At 58.9% G+C, this 16,236-nt stretch carries 13 protein-coding genes; 1 reads left to right on the plus strand and 12 read right to left on the minus strand.

Features of this window, described 5'->3' with window-relative positions; genetic code table 11:
* Positions 1-46: 46 nt before the first annotated feature.
* The 3 genes from argJ to D4A39_RS13330 all read right to left on the minus strand — a co-directional run bounded on the left by argJ (position 47) and on the right by D4A39_RS13330 (position 5,247).
* The gene (gene argJ / locus D4A39_RS13320) at positions 47-1,249 is read right to left on the minus strand and encodes a bifunctional glutamate N-acetyltransferase/amino-acid acetyltransferase ArgJ (protein ID WP_119918357.1); all 1,203 of its coding nucleotides are present in this window, start codon (positions 1,247-1,249) and stop codon (positions 47-49) included.
* A 126-nt stretch (positions 1,250-1,375) separates the two neighbouring features.
* Positions 1,376-4,096, minus strand: a complete 2,721-nt coding sequence (gene secA, locus D4A39_RS13325; RefSeq protein ID WP_022984997.1) for a preprotein translocase subunit SecA — start codon at positions 4,094-4,096, stop codon at positions 1,376-1,378.
* Between the two features lie 218 nt (positions 4,097-4,314).
* Positions 4,315-5,247, minus strand: a complete 933-nt coding sequence (locus tag D4A39_RS13330; protein WP_119918359.1) for a M23 family metallopeptidase — start codon at positions 5,245-5,247, stop codon at positions 4,315-4,317.
* Between the two features lie 112 nt (positions 5,248-5,359).
* Between D4A39_RS13330 and D4A39_RS13335 the strand changes: the two genes are divergently transcribed.
* Positions 5,360-5,812: a hypothetical protein gene (locus tag D4A39_RS13335; protein ID WP_022984995.1), complete on the plus strand. Its 453-nt coding sequence runs from the start codon at positions 5,360-5,362 to the stop codon at positions 5,810-5,812.
* 201 nt (positions 5,813-6,013) lie between these two features.
* On the opposite strand, the gene lpxC is transcribed toward D4A39_RS13335, so the two are convergent.
* The 9 genes from lpxC to murD all read right to left on the minus strand — a co-directional run bounded on the left by lpxC (position 6,014) and on the right by murD (position 16,231).
* Positions 6,014-6,928, minus strand: coding sequence for a UDP-3-O-acyl-N-acetylglucosamine deacetylase (lpxC, locus tag D4A39_RS13340; protein ID WP_022984994.1), 915 nt, complete (start codon positions 6,926-6,928; stop codon positions 6,014-6,016).
* Between the two features lie 109 nt (positions 6,929-7,037).
* Complete coding sequence (ftsZ, locus tag D4A39_RS13345; protein WP_022984993.1) at positions 7,038-8,204, minus strand: cell division protein FtsZ; 1,167 nt, start codon at positions 8,202-8,204, stop codon at positions 7,038-7,040.
* Positions 8,205-8,335: 131 nt separating this feature from the next.
* The gene (gene ftsA, locus D4A39_RS13350; protein WP_022984992.1) at positions 8,336-9,571 is read right to left on the minus strand and encodes a cell division protein FtsA; all 1,236 of its coding nucleotides are present in this window, start codon (positions 9,569-9,571) and stop codon (positions 8,336-8,338) included.
* 12 nt (positions 9,572-9,583) lie between these two features.
* Positions 9,584-10,357, minus strand: coding sequence for a cell division protein FtsQ/DivIB (locus D4A39_RS13355; protein WP_022984991.1), 774 nt, complete (start codon positions 10,355-10,357; stop codon positions 9,584-9,586).
* A complete protein-coding gene (locus D4A39_RS13360; protein WP_022984990.1) occupies positions 10,350-11,273 on the minus strand; it encodes a D-alanine--D-alanine ligase in 924 nt (307 codons plus the stop codon). The genes D4A39_RS13355 and D4A39_RS13360 overlap by 8 nt, the downstream gene beginning before the upstream one ends.
* Positions 11,266-12,696, minus strand: a complete 1,431-nt coding sequence (murC, locus tag D4A39_RS13365) for a UDP-N-acetylmuramate--L-alanine ligase (protein ID WP_022984989.1) — start codon at positions 12,694-12,696, stop codon at positions 11,266-11,268. The genes D4A39_RS13360 and murC overlap by 8 nt, the downstream gene beginning before the upstream one ends.
* Positions 12,686-13,759: an undecaprenyldiphospho-muramoylpentapeptide beta-N-acetylglucosaminyltransferase gene (murG, locus tag D4A39_RS13370; protein WP_119918362.1), complete on the minus strand. Its 1,074-nt coding sequence runs from the start codon at positions 13,757-13,759 to the stop codon at positions 12,686-12,688. Before murG ends, murC begins: the two co-directional genes overlap by 11 nt.
* Entirely contained in the window at positions 13,756-14,913 is a 1,158-nt protein-coding gene (ftsW, locus tag D4A39_RS13375; protein ID WP_102791257.1) for a putative lipid II flippase FtsW, read from the minus strand. The genes murG and ftsW overlap by 4 nt, the downstream gene beginning before the upstream one ends.
* The gene (gene murD / locus D4A39_RS13380) at positions 14,906-16,231 is read right to left on the minus strand and encodes a UDP-N-acetylmuramoyl-L-alanine--D-glutamate ligase (protein WP_102791258.1); all 1,326 of its coding nucleotides are present in this window, start codon (positions 16,229-16,231) and stop codon (positions 14,906-14,908) included. Before murD ends, ftsW begins: the two co-directional genes overlap by 8 nt.
* Positions 16,232-16,236 lie beyond the last annotated feature (5 nt).

Genomic DNA, 16,236 nt, shown 5'->3' on the forward strand with positions numbered 1-16,236 from the left:
CTCTCGCTTGCAAGCAAGCCCCTACAGGGCGATGAAGCCACAGCCTCTAGGTTCGGTATTCCGCGTTGATCTTCACATAGTCATAGCTGAAGTCACAGGTCCAGACCGTGCATTCTGCCTCGCCGGCATTGAGCTCAGCACGGATGGAAATGTCAGGCTGGGCCATGACGGCCGACCCTTTGGCCTCCTGATAGTCTTCCGCTACGCCTCCCTGCTCGACCAGCAGCACATCACCAAGCCACACACTCACCTTACTAACGTCCAATGCAGCAATGGGAGCGCGGCCAATGGCCGCCAGAATCCTGCCCCAGTTAGGATCCGATGCAAACAGGGCGGTCTTGACGAGCGGAGAATGGGCGATAGTTTCCGCCACGATACGGGCATCCGCTTCGCTATCTGCCCCCGCCACCGTAATGGCCACAAACTTGGTAGCACCTTCACCGTCGCGCACCAGCGCCTGGGCAAGCTCGACGAAGACCTCTTCAAGTGCATTGAACAACAACTGACTGCCGGCATTCAGCTCTGTGATTTCCGGCATCTCCGCCTTCGCCGTGCTGATCAACATGCAGGCATCGTTGGTGGAGGTATCACCGTCTACCGTGACCCGATTGAAGGATTTGTCCGCCAATGCTTTTACCCACTGGTCCAACAGCGGCTTGGCGATGGGAGCGTCTGTGGCAATGTAGCCCAACATGGTCGCCATATTCGGCTTGATCATGCCCGACCCCTTCGACATGCCGGTCACGGTCACAGGGACACCCGCCATTTCCACCCGGCGGCTGGCCACTTTCGGGTAGGTGTCGGTGGTCATGATGCCTTCTGACGCTCGGCCCCAATGGTGTTCATCCAGGTTGGCCAAGGCCATTGGTAACCCTTTCTCGAACGCCGGCAACGGGAACTGCTCGCCAATCACTCCGGTGGAGTACGGCAGGATTTCGTCTTCCGCACAACCCGCCACTTGCGCCAGCAATCGACAGCTGGCCAGGCAGTTTTCCATACCCTTCTGCCCGGTGCCCGCATTGGCGTAGCCCGTATTGATCATCAAATACCGTGGCGTGGTTGTTGCCAGTCGCTGCCTGGCCACCTGCACCGGTGCGGCGCAGAAACGATTCAGGGTGAATACCCCGCTGACACGGGAACCTTCCGCCAGTTCCAGCACAACCAGATCCTTACGGTTGGCTTTCTTGATGCCCGCTTCCACGGCCGCAAGCCGGATACCGGGAACAGGTAACCACTCAGTCTGTGTCATAACCCTTTCCTTGAAAAATCAGCTACATGCTTCAAGCAGCAAGCGACAAGCCTAAACAAAGAAAGCACCGGCTTTGCCGGTGCTCTGGTTTCCTTGCAGCTTGAAGCTTCTCGCTTGAGACTGGGTTTATTCAATCTTGCCGTGACACTGCTTGTATTTCTTGCCAGATCCGCACGGGCAGGGTTCGTTACGCCCCACCTTGCGGCCGTCACGAACGACAGTTTTGGGCTGCTGGCCCTCGCGCTCACCTGAGGCCCCGGCTGTTCCATCGGTACCCGGCTCGGCCACCGCCTGCATTTTCATTTTTTCCGCCTGACGCTGCGCCTCTTCCTGCCGCTGCTGCTCCAAGCGCTCCAGCTCATCATCACGACGTACCTGGAAGCTGTGCAACACGCGAATCAGTTCGTGCTGAATCTGGTTTAACAGGGTCTGGAACAGCTCAAAAGCTTCTTTCTTGTATTCCTGCTTGGGATTTTTCTGGGCGTAACCACGCAGATGAATCCCCTGGCGCAGATGATCCATACTGGCCAGATGTTCTTTCCAGTGTCGATCCAGAATCTGCAGCATCAGATGCTTTTCAATACGGCGCAGGTCTTCAACACCAATCTCTGCCTCTTTGCGCTCGTAGTCTTGCTCCAGACTTTCCACCAGTTTCTCGACAACCCCGTCAATATGGAGCTGGTTGTCTTCATTCAACCACTGGCCAACCGGCGCATTGCTCTGGAACTCCGCTTCAAGAATTTTTTCCAGGCCCGGGATATCCCACTGATCCTCCACGGAACCCGGCGCCATATAATTGTGCACCACTTCCTGAAGCACATCGTAACGAATGCCTTTTACAGAATTGGTCAGATCCGCTGTCTCGAGAATCTGGTCACGCTGACTGTATATAACCTGACGCTGATCGTTGGCCACATCGTCATATTCCAGCAGGTTTTTGCGGATGTCGAAGTTGCGCCCTTCCACTTTACGCTGTGCGTTTTCGATCGCACGGGTCACCCAGCGGTGCTCGATGGCTTCACCGTTTTCCAGCCCCAGCGAACGCATCATGCCGCGGATACGATCCGAAGCGAAAATTCGCATCAGGTCATCTTCCATAGACAGGAAGAAACGGGTGTAACCGGGATCCCCCTGACGGCCGGCACGCCCGCGTAGCTGGTTGTCGATACGACGGGACTCATGGCGCTCGGTACCAATGATGTGCAGCCCCCCGGCCTCCATCACCTTGTCATGATTAGCCTGCCACTCTGCACGGATCTTTTCGGCCTGGGCTTCGGATGGCTCATCCATGTGTTTAATTTGCTCTTCCGGGTTACCCCCGAGCATGATGTCAGTACCCCGGCCTGCCATATTGGTGGCAATGGTCACGGCACCGGGACGACCCGCCTGGGCAATAATCTGTGCTTCACGCTGGTGGAATTTGGCGTTCAGGACTTCATGATGAATCTTGTCCTGTTTAAGCCGCTTGGAGAGATACTCAGAGGCCTCAATCGTGGCGGTACCGACCAGCACAGGCGCGCCCTTGTCTACCGCTTTTCTGATTTCGTCAACGATAGCATCGAATTTTTCCTGCAGGCTCAGATACACCAGGTCATTGGCATCCACCCTCACCATGGGTCTGTTGGTGGGGATAACCACCACATCCATGCCATAAATCTGGCGGAATTCCAGCGCTTCGGTATCGGCCGTACCGGTCATGCCGGACAACTTGTTATAGAGACGGAAGTAGTTCTGGAAGGTGGTGGACGCCAGCGTCTGGTTTTCCTGCTGAATGTTCACCCCTTCTTTGGCCTCAATCGCCTGGTGGATACCCTCTGACCAGCGACGGCCGGGCATGGTACGACCAGTATGCTCGTCCACAATCACAATCTGGCCACCCTGGACAATGTAGTCCCGGTCGACATGGAACAGGGCATGGGCCTTCAGGGCCGCGTGCACATGGTGCAGCAGGGCCAGGTTATGGGCTGCATAAAGGCTTTCACCTTCTTCCAAAAGGCCATTGCTGACCAACAGGGATTCGATCTTCTGATGGCCATCTTCGGTCAGTTCCACCTGCCGCTGTTTCTCATCGACGAAATAATCGCCTTCGTCTTCCTCTGTCTGCCCTTTCAGATTTGGCATCAACTTGTTGATCGCCATGTACAGCTCGGAGGAATCCGACGCCGGGCCGGAGATGATCAGCGGTGTACGCGCTTCATCAATAAGAATGGAATCCACCTCATCGACAATGGCGTAATTCAACCCACGCTGAACCCGGTCTTCCAACCGGAAAGCCATATTGTCACGCAGGTAATCGAACCCGTACTCGTTATTGGTGCCGTAGGTTATGTCGGAATTATAGGCGACACGCTTCTGCTCGGAGGGCTGCTGGGACAAGATCACCCCAACCGACAGACCCAGGAACTCATAGAGCGGACGCATCCAGTTGGCATCCCGCTCGGCCAGGTAATCATTCACCGTCACCACGTGAACACCATGGCCGGACAAGGCGTTAAGATATGCTGGCAGGGTCGCGGTCAGGGTTTTACCCTCACCGGTGCGCATTTCAGAAATTCGCCCTTCATGGAGGGAAATCCCTCCCATCATCTGAACGTCGAAGTGACGCATGCCCATGACCCGGGTTGAAGCCTCACGGACCACCGCAAATGCTTCAGGCAGCAACTCATCCAGAGTCCTGCCTTGCTGGAAGGCGTCGCGGAATTCTGTTGTTTTGTGCTGTAACTCGCCGTCAGTCAGATTCGCCAGCGCTTCCCCATGGCTACCGATCGCTTCCACCAGCTTCGCCATGCGCTTGAGTTCACGATCATTCTTGGTGCCGATAATTTTTTTTACGATGGTACCCAGCATAAAACTTCCGATTCAGTAAACAGTCAGGCCACTCCGTCACGTGCGGGAAAAAACCGCCAGAACGAATTGTCGCGCACGCACGACCCCAGCGGACACGAGACGGACTCAGGCAAGGGAGCCATTCTAAACACAATAGTTTGGAGAGATAAGGTGGTATTCACGGTTATCAAGGCCTGCCCATGAAAAACGGCCCCTAAGGGGCCGTTTTCGCTGTCATTTCAGCGTCTTGCACGATAAATATAGGGCTGAGGGTTAACCTGGGCGCCATTTTTCAACACTTCGTAGTGCACATGCGGCCCTGTTGATCGTCCGGAATTACCGACTTTGGCAATGGTGTCCCCGGTCCTGACGATTTCCCCGGACTCAACCACCAGTTCCGCAGCATGCCCATAACGGGTGGTAATGCCGTTACCGTGGTTGATCTCCACCATTTTACCGTAACCAGATCGCTCGCCGGAAAATGTCACTACACCGGAGCCAGTGGCAATGATGGGAGTTCCCACCTTGCCTGCAAAGTCCACCCCCTTGTGCCAGGCCACACGACCTGTGAAGGGATCTGAGCGGCGACCATAGCGGCTGGACATCCAGCCTTTACTAAGAGGGCGGCCGGACAACCAGGTCTGGTCTTCAATCTGCTTGTCAGCGAGCAGATCTTCCAGGATCTCCAACTGACGTTCGCGCCGCTCCAGGGTTGCCGTCATCTGGTCCACAGCCTCCATAAAGGAAGGCAGCTCATAGCTGGCACCTTCATCCGCAGACTCCGGACCACCCAGCCCGGGGATGGTACTGAAATCGAACTCGTCGCTGCCCACATCGGCCACTTCTACAAGCCGCTCGCCCAGCGCATCGAGACGCACCAGCCGCGCCTGGGCCTGGGCCAGTTTCAGGGTCAGGGCGCGAAACTGCTCCTGGCTCAGCTGATCCAGATCCGCCAGCGCCAGCTGTTGCTCATGGAGCTGTTCGGCAAAACGCTCGGTCATCACCGGGGTGAATTCGGGCTGATCGCTGACATGATAGATGAGTTGGTAAGTGCCCACTGCCACCAGTACCGGTAACAGCAGAAACACCCCAGCCAACATCCACGGCCAATGGCGGGGGACAGGCAGGGTACGCGAATGGCCGCGCTTGCTGTTAAGGACTATGATATTCATAAATTCGTGTAACGCACCGGTAAAAAGCCGCTTATTTCGACTAAATTCAAATAGTTACGCCCAACTCTTTATAATCTTTTTTACAATTGGCAGGCTAGTCTAAGTAAAAGCCATGAGCAAGACAACTTCGCCCAAAGCCCTCCTCTCACTGCTCAGCGGTAACGCCACCCTGTCAGCACTGATGCGAGAAGCGAGAAAATCGCCCTCACAGGCCGAGCAAAACCCGCTCGATTGCCTACCCCCCGCCCTGCGCGAGCGGGTGACGCTGATCCGGGATCAACAGCGCTGGCTAGCGCTGGTAGAAACCAGCGCTACCGCCCAGCTGCTGCGATTCCATCTTCCTCGGCTCCAGCAGGCACTACCCGGCGAACAGGTAAAGATTGTCGTGGGCGGCAAACGTCAGCCGGGACTGTCTGCCCACACTTATGCAGGCAAGGCGCGTGCCAACATTCCCAGACTTAGCCAGGAAAGTGCCCGACACATTCAGGCTTTGGCTGACACTATCGAGGATGACGGCCTAAAGGCATCACTGGAGCGCCTGGCCAGCCGCGGAGAAAGCGACTAAACCGCCATTAAACTCGCGATCCAGGCTCACGTCCGTTTGAAAAATGCTGTCACCGTGTAAACGGTGAGGGTTGATGCGCTGAAATTGCGCTCCCGTCGTTGCGGGTAATGAACCTCCGGCATAGCGGAGAGAGGCCCGAAGGGTACCAGCCAGCGGCGGGAGAACCGCCGGCTGGTCACAGGGCTTCGACGTGTGGCGGCCTTATTCGGCTGCCAGCACCGGTCGCATGTAAGAGACAGGTGCGTCGGTGGCATCTTCGAAAGTGACCACCTCATAGGAGTCCTCCTGACGGAGAATTTCCCGCAGTAGCGCGTTGTTGAGGGCATGGCCGGACTTGTGGCCAATGAACTCGCCAATCAGGCTGTGCCCCAGCAGATACAGATCGCCAATGGCATCCAGCATCTTGTGCTTGACGAATTCGTCCTCGTAACGCAGACCGTCCTCGTTAAGGATCCGGTATTCATCCACCACAATCGCGTTGTCTACGCTGCCGCCCAGCGCCAGGTTCTGGCTGCGCAGGAATTCGATATCCCGCATGAAACCGAACGTTCGAGCCCGCGCCACTTCTTTTACGAACGAGGTCGTGGAGAAGTCGATGCTGGACACCTGGTTTCGGTCTTCAAATACCGGGTGATCGAATTCGATGGAGAAAGTCACCTTGAAGCCATCAAAGGGCACGAACGTTGCCGTCTTGTCCCCTTCCCGCACCGTCACTTCCTTCTTGATGCGGATAAACTTCTTGGCGGCTTCCTGTTCCTTGATACCGGCTGACTGCAGCAGGAAGACGAACGGACCGGCACTGCCATCCATGATCGGCATTTCCGGTGCGGAGAGTTCCACAAAGGCATTATCAATGCCCAGGCCCGCCATGGCGGACAGGAAATGCTCCACAGTACCGACTTTCACGCCATCCTGAACCAGGGTGGATGAGAGTGTGGTTTCGCCCACCGCATCGGCGGCGGCCTTGATCTCCACCACCGGCTCCAGGTCCACACGCCGGAACACGATGCCGGTATCAACCGGTGCCGGGCGCACAGTCATGTAAACCTTTTCGCCGGTGTGAAGGCCCACGCCAGTTGCGCGGATCACGTTTTTCAGTGTTCGTTGTCTGATCATCTGTCTGTCACACAGCTGCGGGTATCCTCGGGATACCGCTTTCCTCAACACAAAATTAGGGCGCAATTATACTGCAACTCCCTGATTTTGCACCAATGCCGCCAGACCGTTAGTCGGCCTGACGACGCAGGAAGGTCGGAATATCAATGAAATCCAGATCTTCCGCGGTGTTTACCGCCTGCTGGCCACGACCGCTGGCTGCCTGCTGAGCGGCGCGTTTGCGCTCCACAGCGGGACGATCCAGATCACTGTAGTCCACTCGACCATCAGCGGCGACAGGAGTCTGACGGCCACGCACCACTTTTAGTTCCTGCTGGGCAGCACCCAGACCGGTGGCGACGACAGTCACACTGATGTTATCGCCCATATCCGGGTCGATCGCGGTACCGATGATCACGTTGGCATCTTCACCGGCCAGCTCACTGACGATCTCGCCCACTTCAGAGAACTCGTCCAGCGCGATGGATTCGTTAGCGGTGATGTTGACCAGAATGCCACGGGCGCCGCGCAGGTCCACATCTTCCAGCAGCGGGCTGGAAATGGCCGCACGAGCTGCATCAGCTGCACGTTCCTCGCCACTGGCGGTACCGGAGCCCATCATCGCCGTACCCAGCTCGCTCATTACTGTACGAACGTCGGCGAAATCCACGTTGATCATCCCCGGACGCACGATCAGATCGGCAATCCCTTTCACCGCACCCTGGAGTACGTCGTTGGCCGCCTTGAAGGCATCCAGCAGGCTGGTGGAACCACCCAGAACAGACTGCAGTTTTTCGTTGGGGATGGTGATCAGGGAGTGAACATGCTCCTTGAGCTCCTCGATCCCTTCCTGCGCAGAGCGCATGCGCTTCTTGCCTTCGAAGGGGAACGGCTTGGTCACAACCGCCACGGTGAGGATACCCAGCTCCTTGGCGATTTCCGCCACGACCGGAGCGGCACCGGTACCCGTACCGCCGCCCATGCCAGCGGTCACAAAGACCATATCGGCACCGTCCAGCAGTTCGGCAATGCGATCGCGGTCTTCCAGCGCAGACTGACGACCGATTTCGGGGTTAGCACCCGCACCCAGACCCTTGGTCACCTGGCTTCCCAGCTGAATCACGGTCTTGGCTTGAGCATTACGCAGGGCCTGTGCATCGGTGTTGGCGCAGATGAAATCCACCCCCTCAACTCCGGAACGCACCATGTGGTCCACGGCATTACCGCCGCCACCACCGACACCTACCACTTTGATTACCGCGCCATGGGGCACGCTGTCTTCCAGTTTGAATTGCATGGTTGATCTCCCGTTTGTTGCTTCCCTGTTTACTTCATAACGTCACGTCGAATGTTCCGGTGGTGTTACCGCGGCCCGGAACCGCCGCTTGCGCTCATTGGCGGTGATGTCGCGTTTCCAACAACACCGCCTTAAAAATTGCCTTTAAACCAGTTCTTGAAGCGCTCCATCCAGTCCACCTGTCCGCCACCGGCCTGGGCGCGAGCACTGCCACCGTCTTTTTCCATACGCTGGCCGTACAGCAACAGGCCCACCGCCGTGGAATAGATCGGGTTACGCACCACATCGGTGAGCCCGGCGATCCCTTGGGGCGCCCCCAGGCGTACCGGCATATGGAAAATTTCTTCTGCCAGATCTACCGCGCCTTCGATCTTGGAAGAGCCACCGGTGAGCACGATGCCGCCCGGGATCAGGTCCTCAAAACCGGAGCGGCGAATTTCCGCCTGCACCAGCGTGAACAACTCGTCATAACGAGGCTCGACCACTTCGGCCAGATTCTGGCGGCTGAGGGTCCGCGGTGGACGGTCGCCAACGCTGGGCACCTTGATGGTTTCGTCGGCACCGGCCAGTTGGGTCAGCGCGCAGGCGTACTTGATCTTGATTTCGTCGGCATGCTGCTTGGGGGTACGCAGGGCCATGGCGATATCGTTGGTCACCTGGTCACCGGCAATCGGAATATTGGCGGTATGACGAATCGCCCCTTCGGTGAAGATGGCAATGTCTGTGGTGCCACCGCCGATATCCACAATACAGACACCCAGCTCACGCTCATCTTCCGTCAGCACCGCATGGGCACTGGCCAGCTGCTCGAGAATGATGTCGTCCACTTCCAGATTGCAGCGACGCACACACTTCTCGATGTTCTGGGCCGCATTGACCGCACAGGTAACCAGATGCACCTTGGCTTCAAGACGCACGCCACTCATGCCAATGGGCTCACGGACACCTTCCTGATTGTCCACCACATATTCCTGCGGCAGCACATGCAGGGTCTTCTGGTCGGCCGGAATCGCTACCGCCTGGGCGGCATCAATGACCCGGTCGATATCAGCCTGGGCGACCTCACGATCACGAATGGCGACAATGCCGTGGGAGTTGAGGCTTCGCACATGGGAGCCGGCAATACCTGCGTAGACAGTGTGAATGTGACAGCCCGCCATCAGCTCTGCTTCTTCGACCGCGCGCTGAATGGAGCGCACCGTGGCCTCGATATCCACCACCACGCCTTTCTTCATGCCGCGAGAGGGCTGTGAGCCAATGCCGACGATTTCCATGGTGCCATCGGCAGATGTCTGCCCGACGATGGCCACCACCTTGGAGGTGCCAATGTCGAGACCGACAATCATGTTTTCCGTTTCTGTTGCCATGTCACCTAACTCCTAACTCTGCTCGCCCCAGGTCACCGCCATGCCATCTGCATAACGCAGATCCACGCGGGTGACGCGGCGACTGTCCGTGCTCAGCACACCCCGATAAAGCCGCACAAAGCGGCGAAGTTTGGTGGTGTACTGCTCACGGTCGACCACCAGTTGCATGTCATTATCCAGCGTCAGCCGCGCGGTCAGTCGTGCGTTGACGTCCATACTGCGAATGCCCAGATCCACATCCGCCAGCATCTTGCCCATGCTGTGATAGAAAGCCATGACTTCCTCCAGCCGTTGTTCAGGGCCATTCAGATGTGGCAGGCCGCTCAGGTCGTACTGCTTGAGCGCCTTAAAGGGCTCCCCGCTATCCGACACCAACACGGTTTCGTTCCACACCGCCACCGGGCGCCGCTCTTCCACGGTCAACACCACGGTGTCGGGCCACTGGCGGCGCACTGACACGCCTTCTACCCAGCTCAGCCCCTGCGCCTGCTGGTAGATCTCTTCCAGCGGCACAGAAAAATAGTTTTCATCTCGCACCAGCGCCGCCAACGCGGTCTGGATCTGCTGCTGACGACGCACGTCTGTCACACCGTCAACGCCCACTTTGCGGATGGGATAACCATCCAGTGCGGCGGGCAGATAAATCACACCCAGCAACAGCACCACCGCCACACTGCCCACCAACATCCACGGCACCGCGGCAGACAATCGCTCCTGCAGCGGCACGCCCGCCTTTTTGGCAGGCTTGCGGCGAGCGCCACGGGGCGCCGGGGCATTGTTAGCCACCGGTCTGCTCCACCGCCAGCAGCAGGATTTCACCCACCAGGGCATCGAAATCACGGCCCGCCGCTTTCGCTGCCATGGGCACCAGGGAATGGTCTGTCATCCCCGGCACAGTATTCACTTCCAGCAACTGCCACTGACCCTCGGCGTCGCGCATCACGTCCACACGGCCCCAGCCCCGGCAACCAGCCACACGGAAAGCGGTCAGCGCCAGCTGGCGGATGGCCTTTTCGTCAGCTTCGTCCAGCCCTGCCGGACAGAGATATTCGGTGCTGTCAGACTGGTACTTGGCCTCGAAGTCATAAAAGGCATGGGGCGTCTTCAGACGAATGGCCGGCAACGCCTCGTCGCCCAGCAACGCCACGGTATACTCCGGGCCGTTTACCCAGGCCTCGACCAGCACATCAGAATCGAACTTGCCCGCTTCCTCGAGCGCGGCGGCCAGCTGTTCCGCGTTATCGGCCTTGGCCATGCCAATAGAAGAGCCCTCATGGGCAGGCTTGATCATCAGCGGAAAGCCCAGCTCCAACTCCTCGCGACCGGCCACATAAAATGCCGGTGTCGGCAGCCCCGCGCCTTTCCACAATTGCTTGGTGCGCACCTTGTCCATGCCAATGGCCGAGGCCATTACCCCGGAGCCGGTGTAAGGGATGCCCAAGTGTTCGAGTACGCCCTGGATAACACCGTCTTCACCACCACGGCCATGCAGGGCAATAAAGGCAGCATCGAACCCCTTGAGGGTATCCACACTCTTGTCCGCAGGATCCACCAGCTCGGCAATCAACCCCAGGTTGCGCAACGCCTGATGCACGGCAGCACCACTTTTCAGTGACACCGGACGCTCGGCGGATTTGCCGCCTGCCAGTACCGCTACCCGGCCAATGCTGGCCAGTTGCTTCTTCAGCAGCACCTTATCCACGCTTGGCGCCTCCCTGTTCAGCCAGTTCCTTCGCAATGGCCCCGACGTTACCGGCCCCCTGAGTGACCAACAGATCACCATCACGAAGTTGGGTATTCAAAATAGTCGCCAATTTGGCCGGGTCATCCACAAACACCGGCTCCACCTGACCACGCTTGCGGATGCTGCGACACAGCGCCCGGGCATCAGCGCCAGGAATCGGATCTTCACCCGCGCCATACACTTCCAGCATCAGCAACACATCCACCCCGGACAGGACTTCCACGAAATCCTCATAGAGATCCTGGGTGCGGGTATAGCGATGCGGCTGGAACAGCATGGCAAGACGGCGGCCAGGCCAACCGGCACGAATCGCATCAATGGTCACTCCAACCTCGCTGGGGTGATGACCGTAATCATCCACCAGGGTCGCGCTGCCACCGTCAAAGTGATATTCGCCCTGCACATCAAAGCGGCGCCCCACTCCCGAGAAATTATTCAGGCCACGAACGATAGCCTCGTCATCGGCGCCTTCGTCAGCCGACACCGCAATGGCTGCCAGGGCATTCAGCACATTGTGCTTGCCCGGCATGTTCAGAGAGATCTGCAGCGGCTCCCCTTCCTTGCGGATGACACGGAATGTGGTCGTCATGCCTTGCTGCTGAACGTCTTCGGCACGCAGGTCCGCATCTTCGCTGAAGCCGTAACGAATCACCTGACGATTCACCCGTGGCAACAGCTTTCGCACCACGGGATCATCCACACACATCACCGCCACACCGTAAAACGGCAGATTGTGGAGGAATTCAACAAAGGTGTTTTCCAGTTGCGCGAAATCACCACCGTAGGTGTGCATGTGATCGGCTTCGATGTTGGTGACGATGGCGCTCATGGGCTGCAGGTGCAGGAAGCTGGCATCGGATTCGTCAGCTTCTGCCACCAGGTAGCGACTCTGGCCAAGACGGGCATTGGTCCCGGCACTGTTAAGGCGCCCGCCAATAACGAAGGTGGGATCAAGCCCGGCTTCTGCCATGATCGCCGCCGTCATGGACGTCGTCGTTGTCTTGCCGTGGGTGCCGGCGACGGCGATGCCATGGCGGAAACGCATCAGCTCCGCCAGCATCTGTGCACGCGGCACCACCGGCACTCGCCGGGCATGGGCCTCGGCCACTTCCACGTTCTCGGTGTTGACCGCCGTCGACGTCACTACCACGTCGGCACCATCAATATTCTCGGCTCGATGACCGATTTCGACGCGCACACCAAGGCTGCGCAGGCGAGCGACCACCGGCGATTCCTTGATGTCACTGCCACTGATGGCATAGCCCTGATTGGCCAGCACCTCAGCGATACCGCACATCCCTACACCACCGATACCCACAAAATGGATACCGCGAATTCGGCGCATCTCCGGCACCGTATGGATGTTGTCGTTATCGGCCATTGGCCACCTCCTCACACAGCGTGGCCGCGCGCTCGGCGCTATCGACCACGGCCTGCTCACGAGCTCGCTGTGCCATTTGCGACAGCGCACCCCGTTCTGCAACCGGTTTCAGTGTCGCGGCCAGGGTGGCCGCGCTCAGTTCCCGCTGGGGCAACAGCAGGGCCGCGCCCCGGTCTGACAACCAACGGGCGTTCAATGTCTGGTGGTCGTCCACTGCCGTGGGCAATGGAATGAACAGTGCCGCCACACCTGCGGCTGCCACCTCAGCCACCGTCAGGGCACCGGCGCGACAGATCACCAGATCCGCCCAGCCGTAGGCCTCTGCCATGTCATCAATAAACTCACTGACCTGGGCATTCATGCCCAGCGCGTCGTAAATCGGCGCGGCCTCGGCCGTGCGTCCCGCGCCACACTGATGGCGAACCTGAATATCGCGGCCCAGCACCGCCAACAGCAGTTCCGGCAGGTCCTGATTAAGCACCAAGGCTCCCTGACTGCCACCAACGATCAGTACCCGCAGGCCACCCTGATGCCGGGCATAGCGATTGACCGGTTCGGCAATGGCCGCAATGTCAGCCCGCACCGGGTTACCCACCCAGCACGCCTGCTTGCCAATGAACGCGCCCTCGAACCCTTCCAGCGTGACGGTGGCCATTTTGGACAGCAGTCGATTGGTCAATCCCGGTACGGCGTTCTGCTCATGCACTACCACCGGCACCTTGCACAGTCTTGCCGCCAACCCACCAGGGCCACTGGCAAAACCGCCAAACCCCACCGCCAGCACAGGCTGGCGCTGACGAATAATCTGACGCGCCTGCAGCACCGCACGTAGCAGGTTGAACGGCGCCGTCAGCTTGCGCTTGAGACCACCACCGCGCAGACGCGATACCGACAGCTCGGCAATGTCATAGCCATGTCGCCGCACCAGCTGGCCTTCCATTCCGTGCTCCGCTCCCAGCCAGAGAATGTCGAAGCCTCGCGCGCGCAACTGGTCTGCGACGGCAAGGGCAGGGAACACATGCCCCCCCGTGCCGCCAGCCATGATCAGGATGGTCCGACTCATCGCGCCGTCCTCCCTCTGGCTTTCAACTGTTCGGCTTCGGCCCCGGCCCGCAGGATCAACCCGATCATGGCGGCAGACACCAGCAGCGAAGAGCCGCCATAGCTGATAAAGGGCAGCGTTAGCCCCTTGGTCGGCAACATGCCCATGTTCACGCCCAGATTGATAAAGGCCTGGGAACAGAACACAAACGCACAGCCATAAACCAGGTAGGCGTGATACAGAAAACCGCGCTCTTCCAGCGAATGGCCCAGCCGGAAAACCCGCCAGCCCAGCAAGATAAAGCCGCTGATCAACGCGATATTTCCCAACAGCCCCAGTTCTTCTGCCATCACGGCATAAACGAAGTCGGTATGGGCTTCCGGCAGGTAAAACAGTTTCTGCACGCTGTTACCCAGGCCCACCCCTGTCAGGTGCCCACGGCCGAAGGCAATCAGGCTCTGGGTCAACTGATAACCCGCCCCGAACTGGTCAGACCAGGGATCGGTAAAGGTCATCAGGCGCGCCACACGGTAGGGTTCGGCCACGGCCACCAGCGCCCCCAGCCCCACCGCCATCAGACCAATCAGCAGAAAACGCAGGGTCGGCACGCCAGACAGGAACAACATGCCCATGGCGGTAATACCCAGCACCACCACTGCACCAAAGTCCGGTTCCAGCAGCAGCAACAGCATCAATACGCCCAACAGCCCCAGCGGCAGCAAAAACGCTTTCCACTCTGCCTCCAGCGCCGCCTTGCGTTCTGCCACGTAGCCAGCCATGTACAACACGAAGCACAGCTTCACGATTTCCGATGCCTGGATTGTCAGGCCCGGCAGGGCAATCCAGCGAGTCGACCCGTTCACGGTGCGCCCCAGCCCCGGGATAAACACCATCACCAGCACCACCAGCGCCACCGGCAGCATCACAAAGCGCAGGCGCTCCAGCAGGGCCAGCGGGACCGCGTAATACACGAATGCGCCCACACCCAGTCCCAGGGCAAGGTAAATGCCATGGCGCAGGGCATAATAGAACGGGTCACCGAGACGGGTTTCGGCAATCTGCAAGCTCGCGGAGGACACCATCACCAGACCAGCCAACGCCAGCAGGATCGCGGTCCACAGCAACGGTTTGTCGACCCCTTTGCTATCCAGTTTCAGGATCATGCGCTCAGTCATGGCACACCTCCCGAACCCGTGATGCGAAATCATCCCCACGTGCCGCGAAGCCACTGTACATATCGAACGAGGCGCAGGCGGGCGACAACAGCACGGCATCACCAGGTTGGGCCAGAGCATGGGCCCGGGCCACAGCAGCCTGCATGTCAGCCACCAATTCACAGGGCGCCGCAGACATGCCTTCGGCCAGTACGTTTCGGTCTTCACCCATCAGCAAGGCCGCACGCAGATACTGACGAGCAGGCTCTGCCAGCGGCGAGAAATCCTGCCCTTTGCCCTGCCCGCCTCCGATCAGGATGACCTTGCCCTCAATGCTTTCGCCAATCCCTGTCAGCGCCGCCAGCGTGGCACCCACATTGGTCGCCTTGGAATCGTTGAACCAGCGCACGCCGCCAGTATCGGCAACCAGCTGACAACGGTGGGCCAGCCCGGTGAAGGTTTTTACCGTGGCCAATGCCTTGTCACGGTTCAGCGCCAGCGCATCGCTGATGGCCAACACCGCGAGGATATTCATGGCATTGTGATGGCCGGTGAGCGCCAGCTCCGACAATTCCAACAATGGCTCACCACGGCACAACAACTGTCCGCTCTCACTGTCGAGGCGGTAATCGGCTTCCGGGTGTGCACCAAAGGTCACTTGTCTCGGCACCGTCGCAGGCGGACGGGTTGCCGGATCATCCCGATTCCATACCGCCACCTGACACCCGTCGTAAATGCGCTGCTTGGCCGCCAGGTAATCGGCAAAGCTGGCATAGCGGTCCAGATGGTCCTGAGAGACGTTAAGAATGGTGGCCACATCGGCGCTCAGGCTGTAGGTGGTTTCCAGCTGGAAGCTGGACAACTCAAGCACATAGAGCCTGGCCTGATCACTCAACAGATCCAGCGCAGGCACACCCAGATTGCCGCCGATGCCGGGATTCATTCCACAGGCATCCGCGACCTGACCCAGCAACGTCGTCACGGTGCTCTTGGCATTGGAACCGGTAATCGCCACGACGGGCTCACTGGCAGCGCGCGCAAACAGCTCCACATCACCAATGACTTCCTTGCCAGCCACAACCTGCTCGGCGATGGCGGGCGTAGAGACCGCCACCCCGGGGCTGACAATCAACCGACGGGCCTTTTTCATCCAGCCGGCCTTGAAGCCGCCGGTGTGAATTTTCACCTCAGGGAAGTCGGCACGCAGGGCATCCAGACCCGCCGGCTCGGCACGGGTATCCAGCGCACGCACAGGCATCCCCTGATCCGTCAGATAACGGATCACGGAACGCCCGGATACGCCGAGGCCGATGACCAGATCGAAACCGTCTTTCGCCATATGCC

It is taken from the genome of Alcanivorax profundi (assembly GCF_003597125.1).
GTDB lineage: Bacteria > Pseudomonadota > Gammaproteobacteria > Pseudomonadales > Alcanivoracaceae > Alcanivorax > Alcanivorax profundi.

Bases quoted from the DNA above. Each gene is read 5' to 3' on its own strand.
- argJ (WP_119918357.1), bottom strand. From the start codon at position 1,249: ATGACACAGACTGAGTGGTTACCTGTTCCCGGTATCCGGCTTGCGGCC.
- murC (WP_022984989.1), bottom strand. From the start codon at position 12,696: ATGGCCGATAACGACAACATCCATACGGTGCCGGAGATGCGCCGAATT.
- lpxC (WP_022984994.1), bottom strand. From the start codon at position 6,928: ATGATCAGACAACGAACACTGAAAAACGTGATCCGCGCAACTGGCGTG.
- D4A39_RS13335 (WP_022984995.1), top strand. From the start codon at position 5,360: ATGAGCAAGACAACTTCGCCCAAAGCCCTCCTCTCACTGCTCAGCGGT.
- D4A39_RS13330 (WP_119918359.1), bottom strand. From the start codon at position 5,247: ATGAATATCATAGTCCTTAACAGCAAGCGCGGCCATTCGCGTACCCTG.
- ftsW (WP_102791257.1), bottom strand. From the start codon at position 14,913: ATGACTGAGCGCATGATCCTGAAACTGGATAGCAAAGGGGTCGACAAA.
- murD (WP_102791258.1), bottom strand. From the start codon at position 16,231: ATGGCGAAAGACGGTTTCGATCTGGTCATCGGCCTCGGCGTATCCGGG.
- secA (WP_022984997.1), bottom strand. From the start codon at position 4,096: ATGCTGGGTACCATCGTAAAAAAAATTATCGGCACCAAGAATGATCGT.
- ftsA (WP_022984992.1), bottom strand. From the start codon at position 9,571: ATGGCAACAGAAACGGAAAACATGATTGTCGGTCTCGACATTGGCACC.
- ftsZ (WP_022984993.1), bottom strand. From the start codon at position 8,204: ATGCAATTCAAACTGGAAGACAGCGTGCCCCATGGCGCGGTAATCAAA.
- murG (WP_119918362.1), bottom strand. From the start codon at position 13,759: ATGAGTCGGACCATCCTGATCATGGCTGGCGGCACGGGGGGGCATGTG.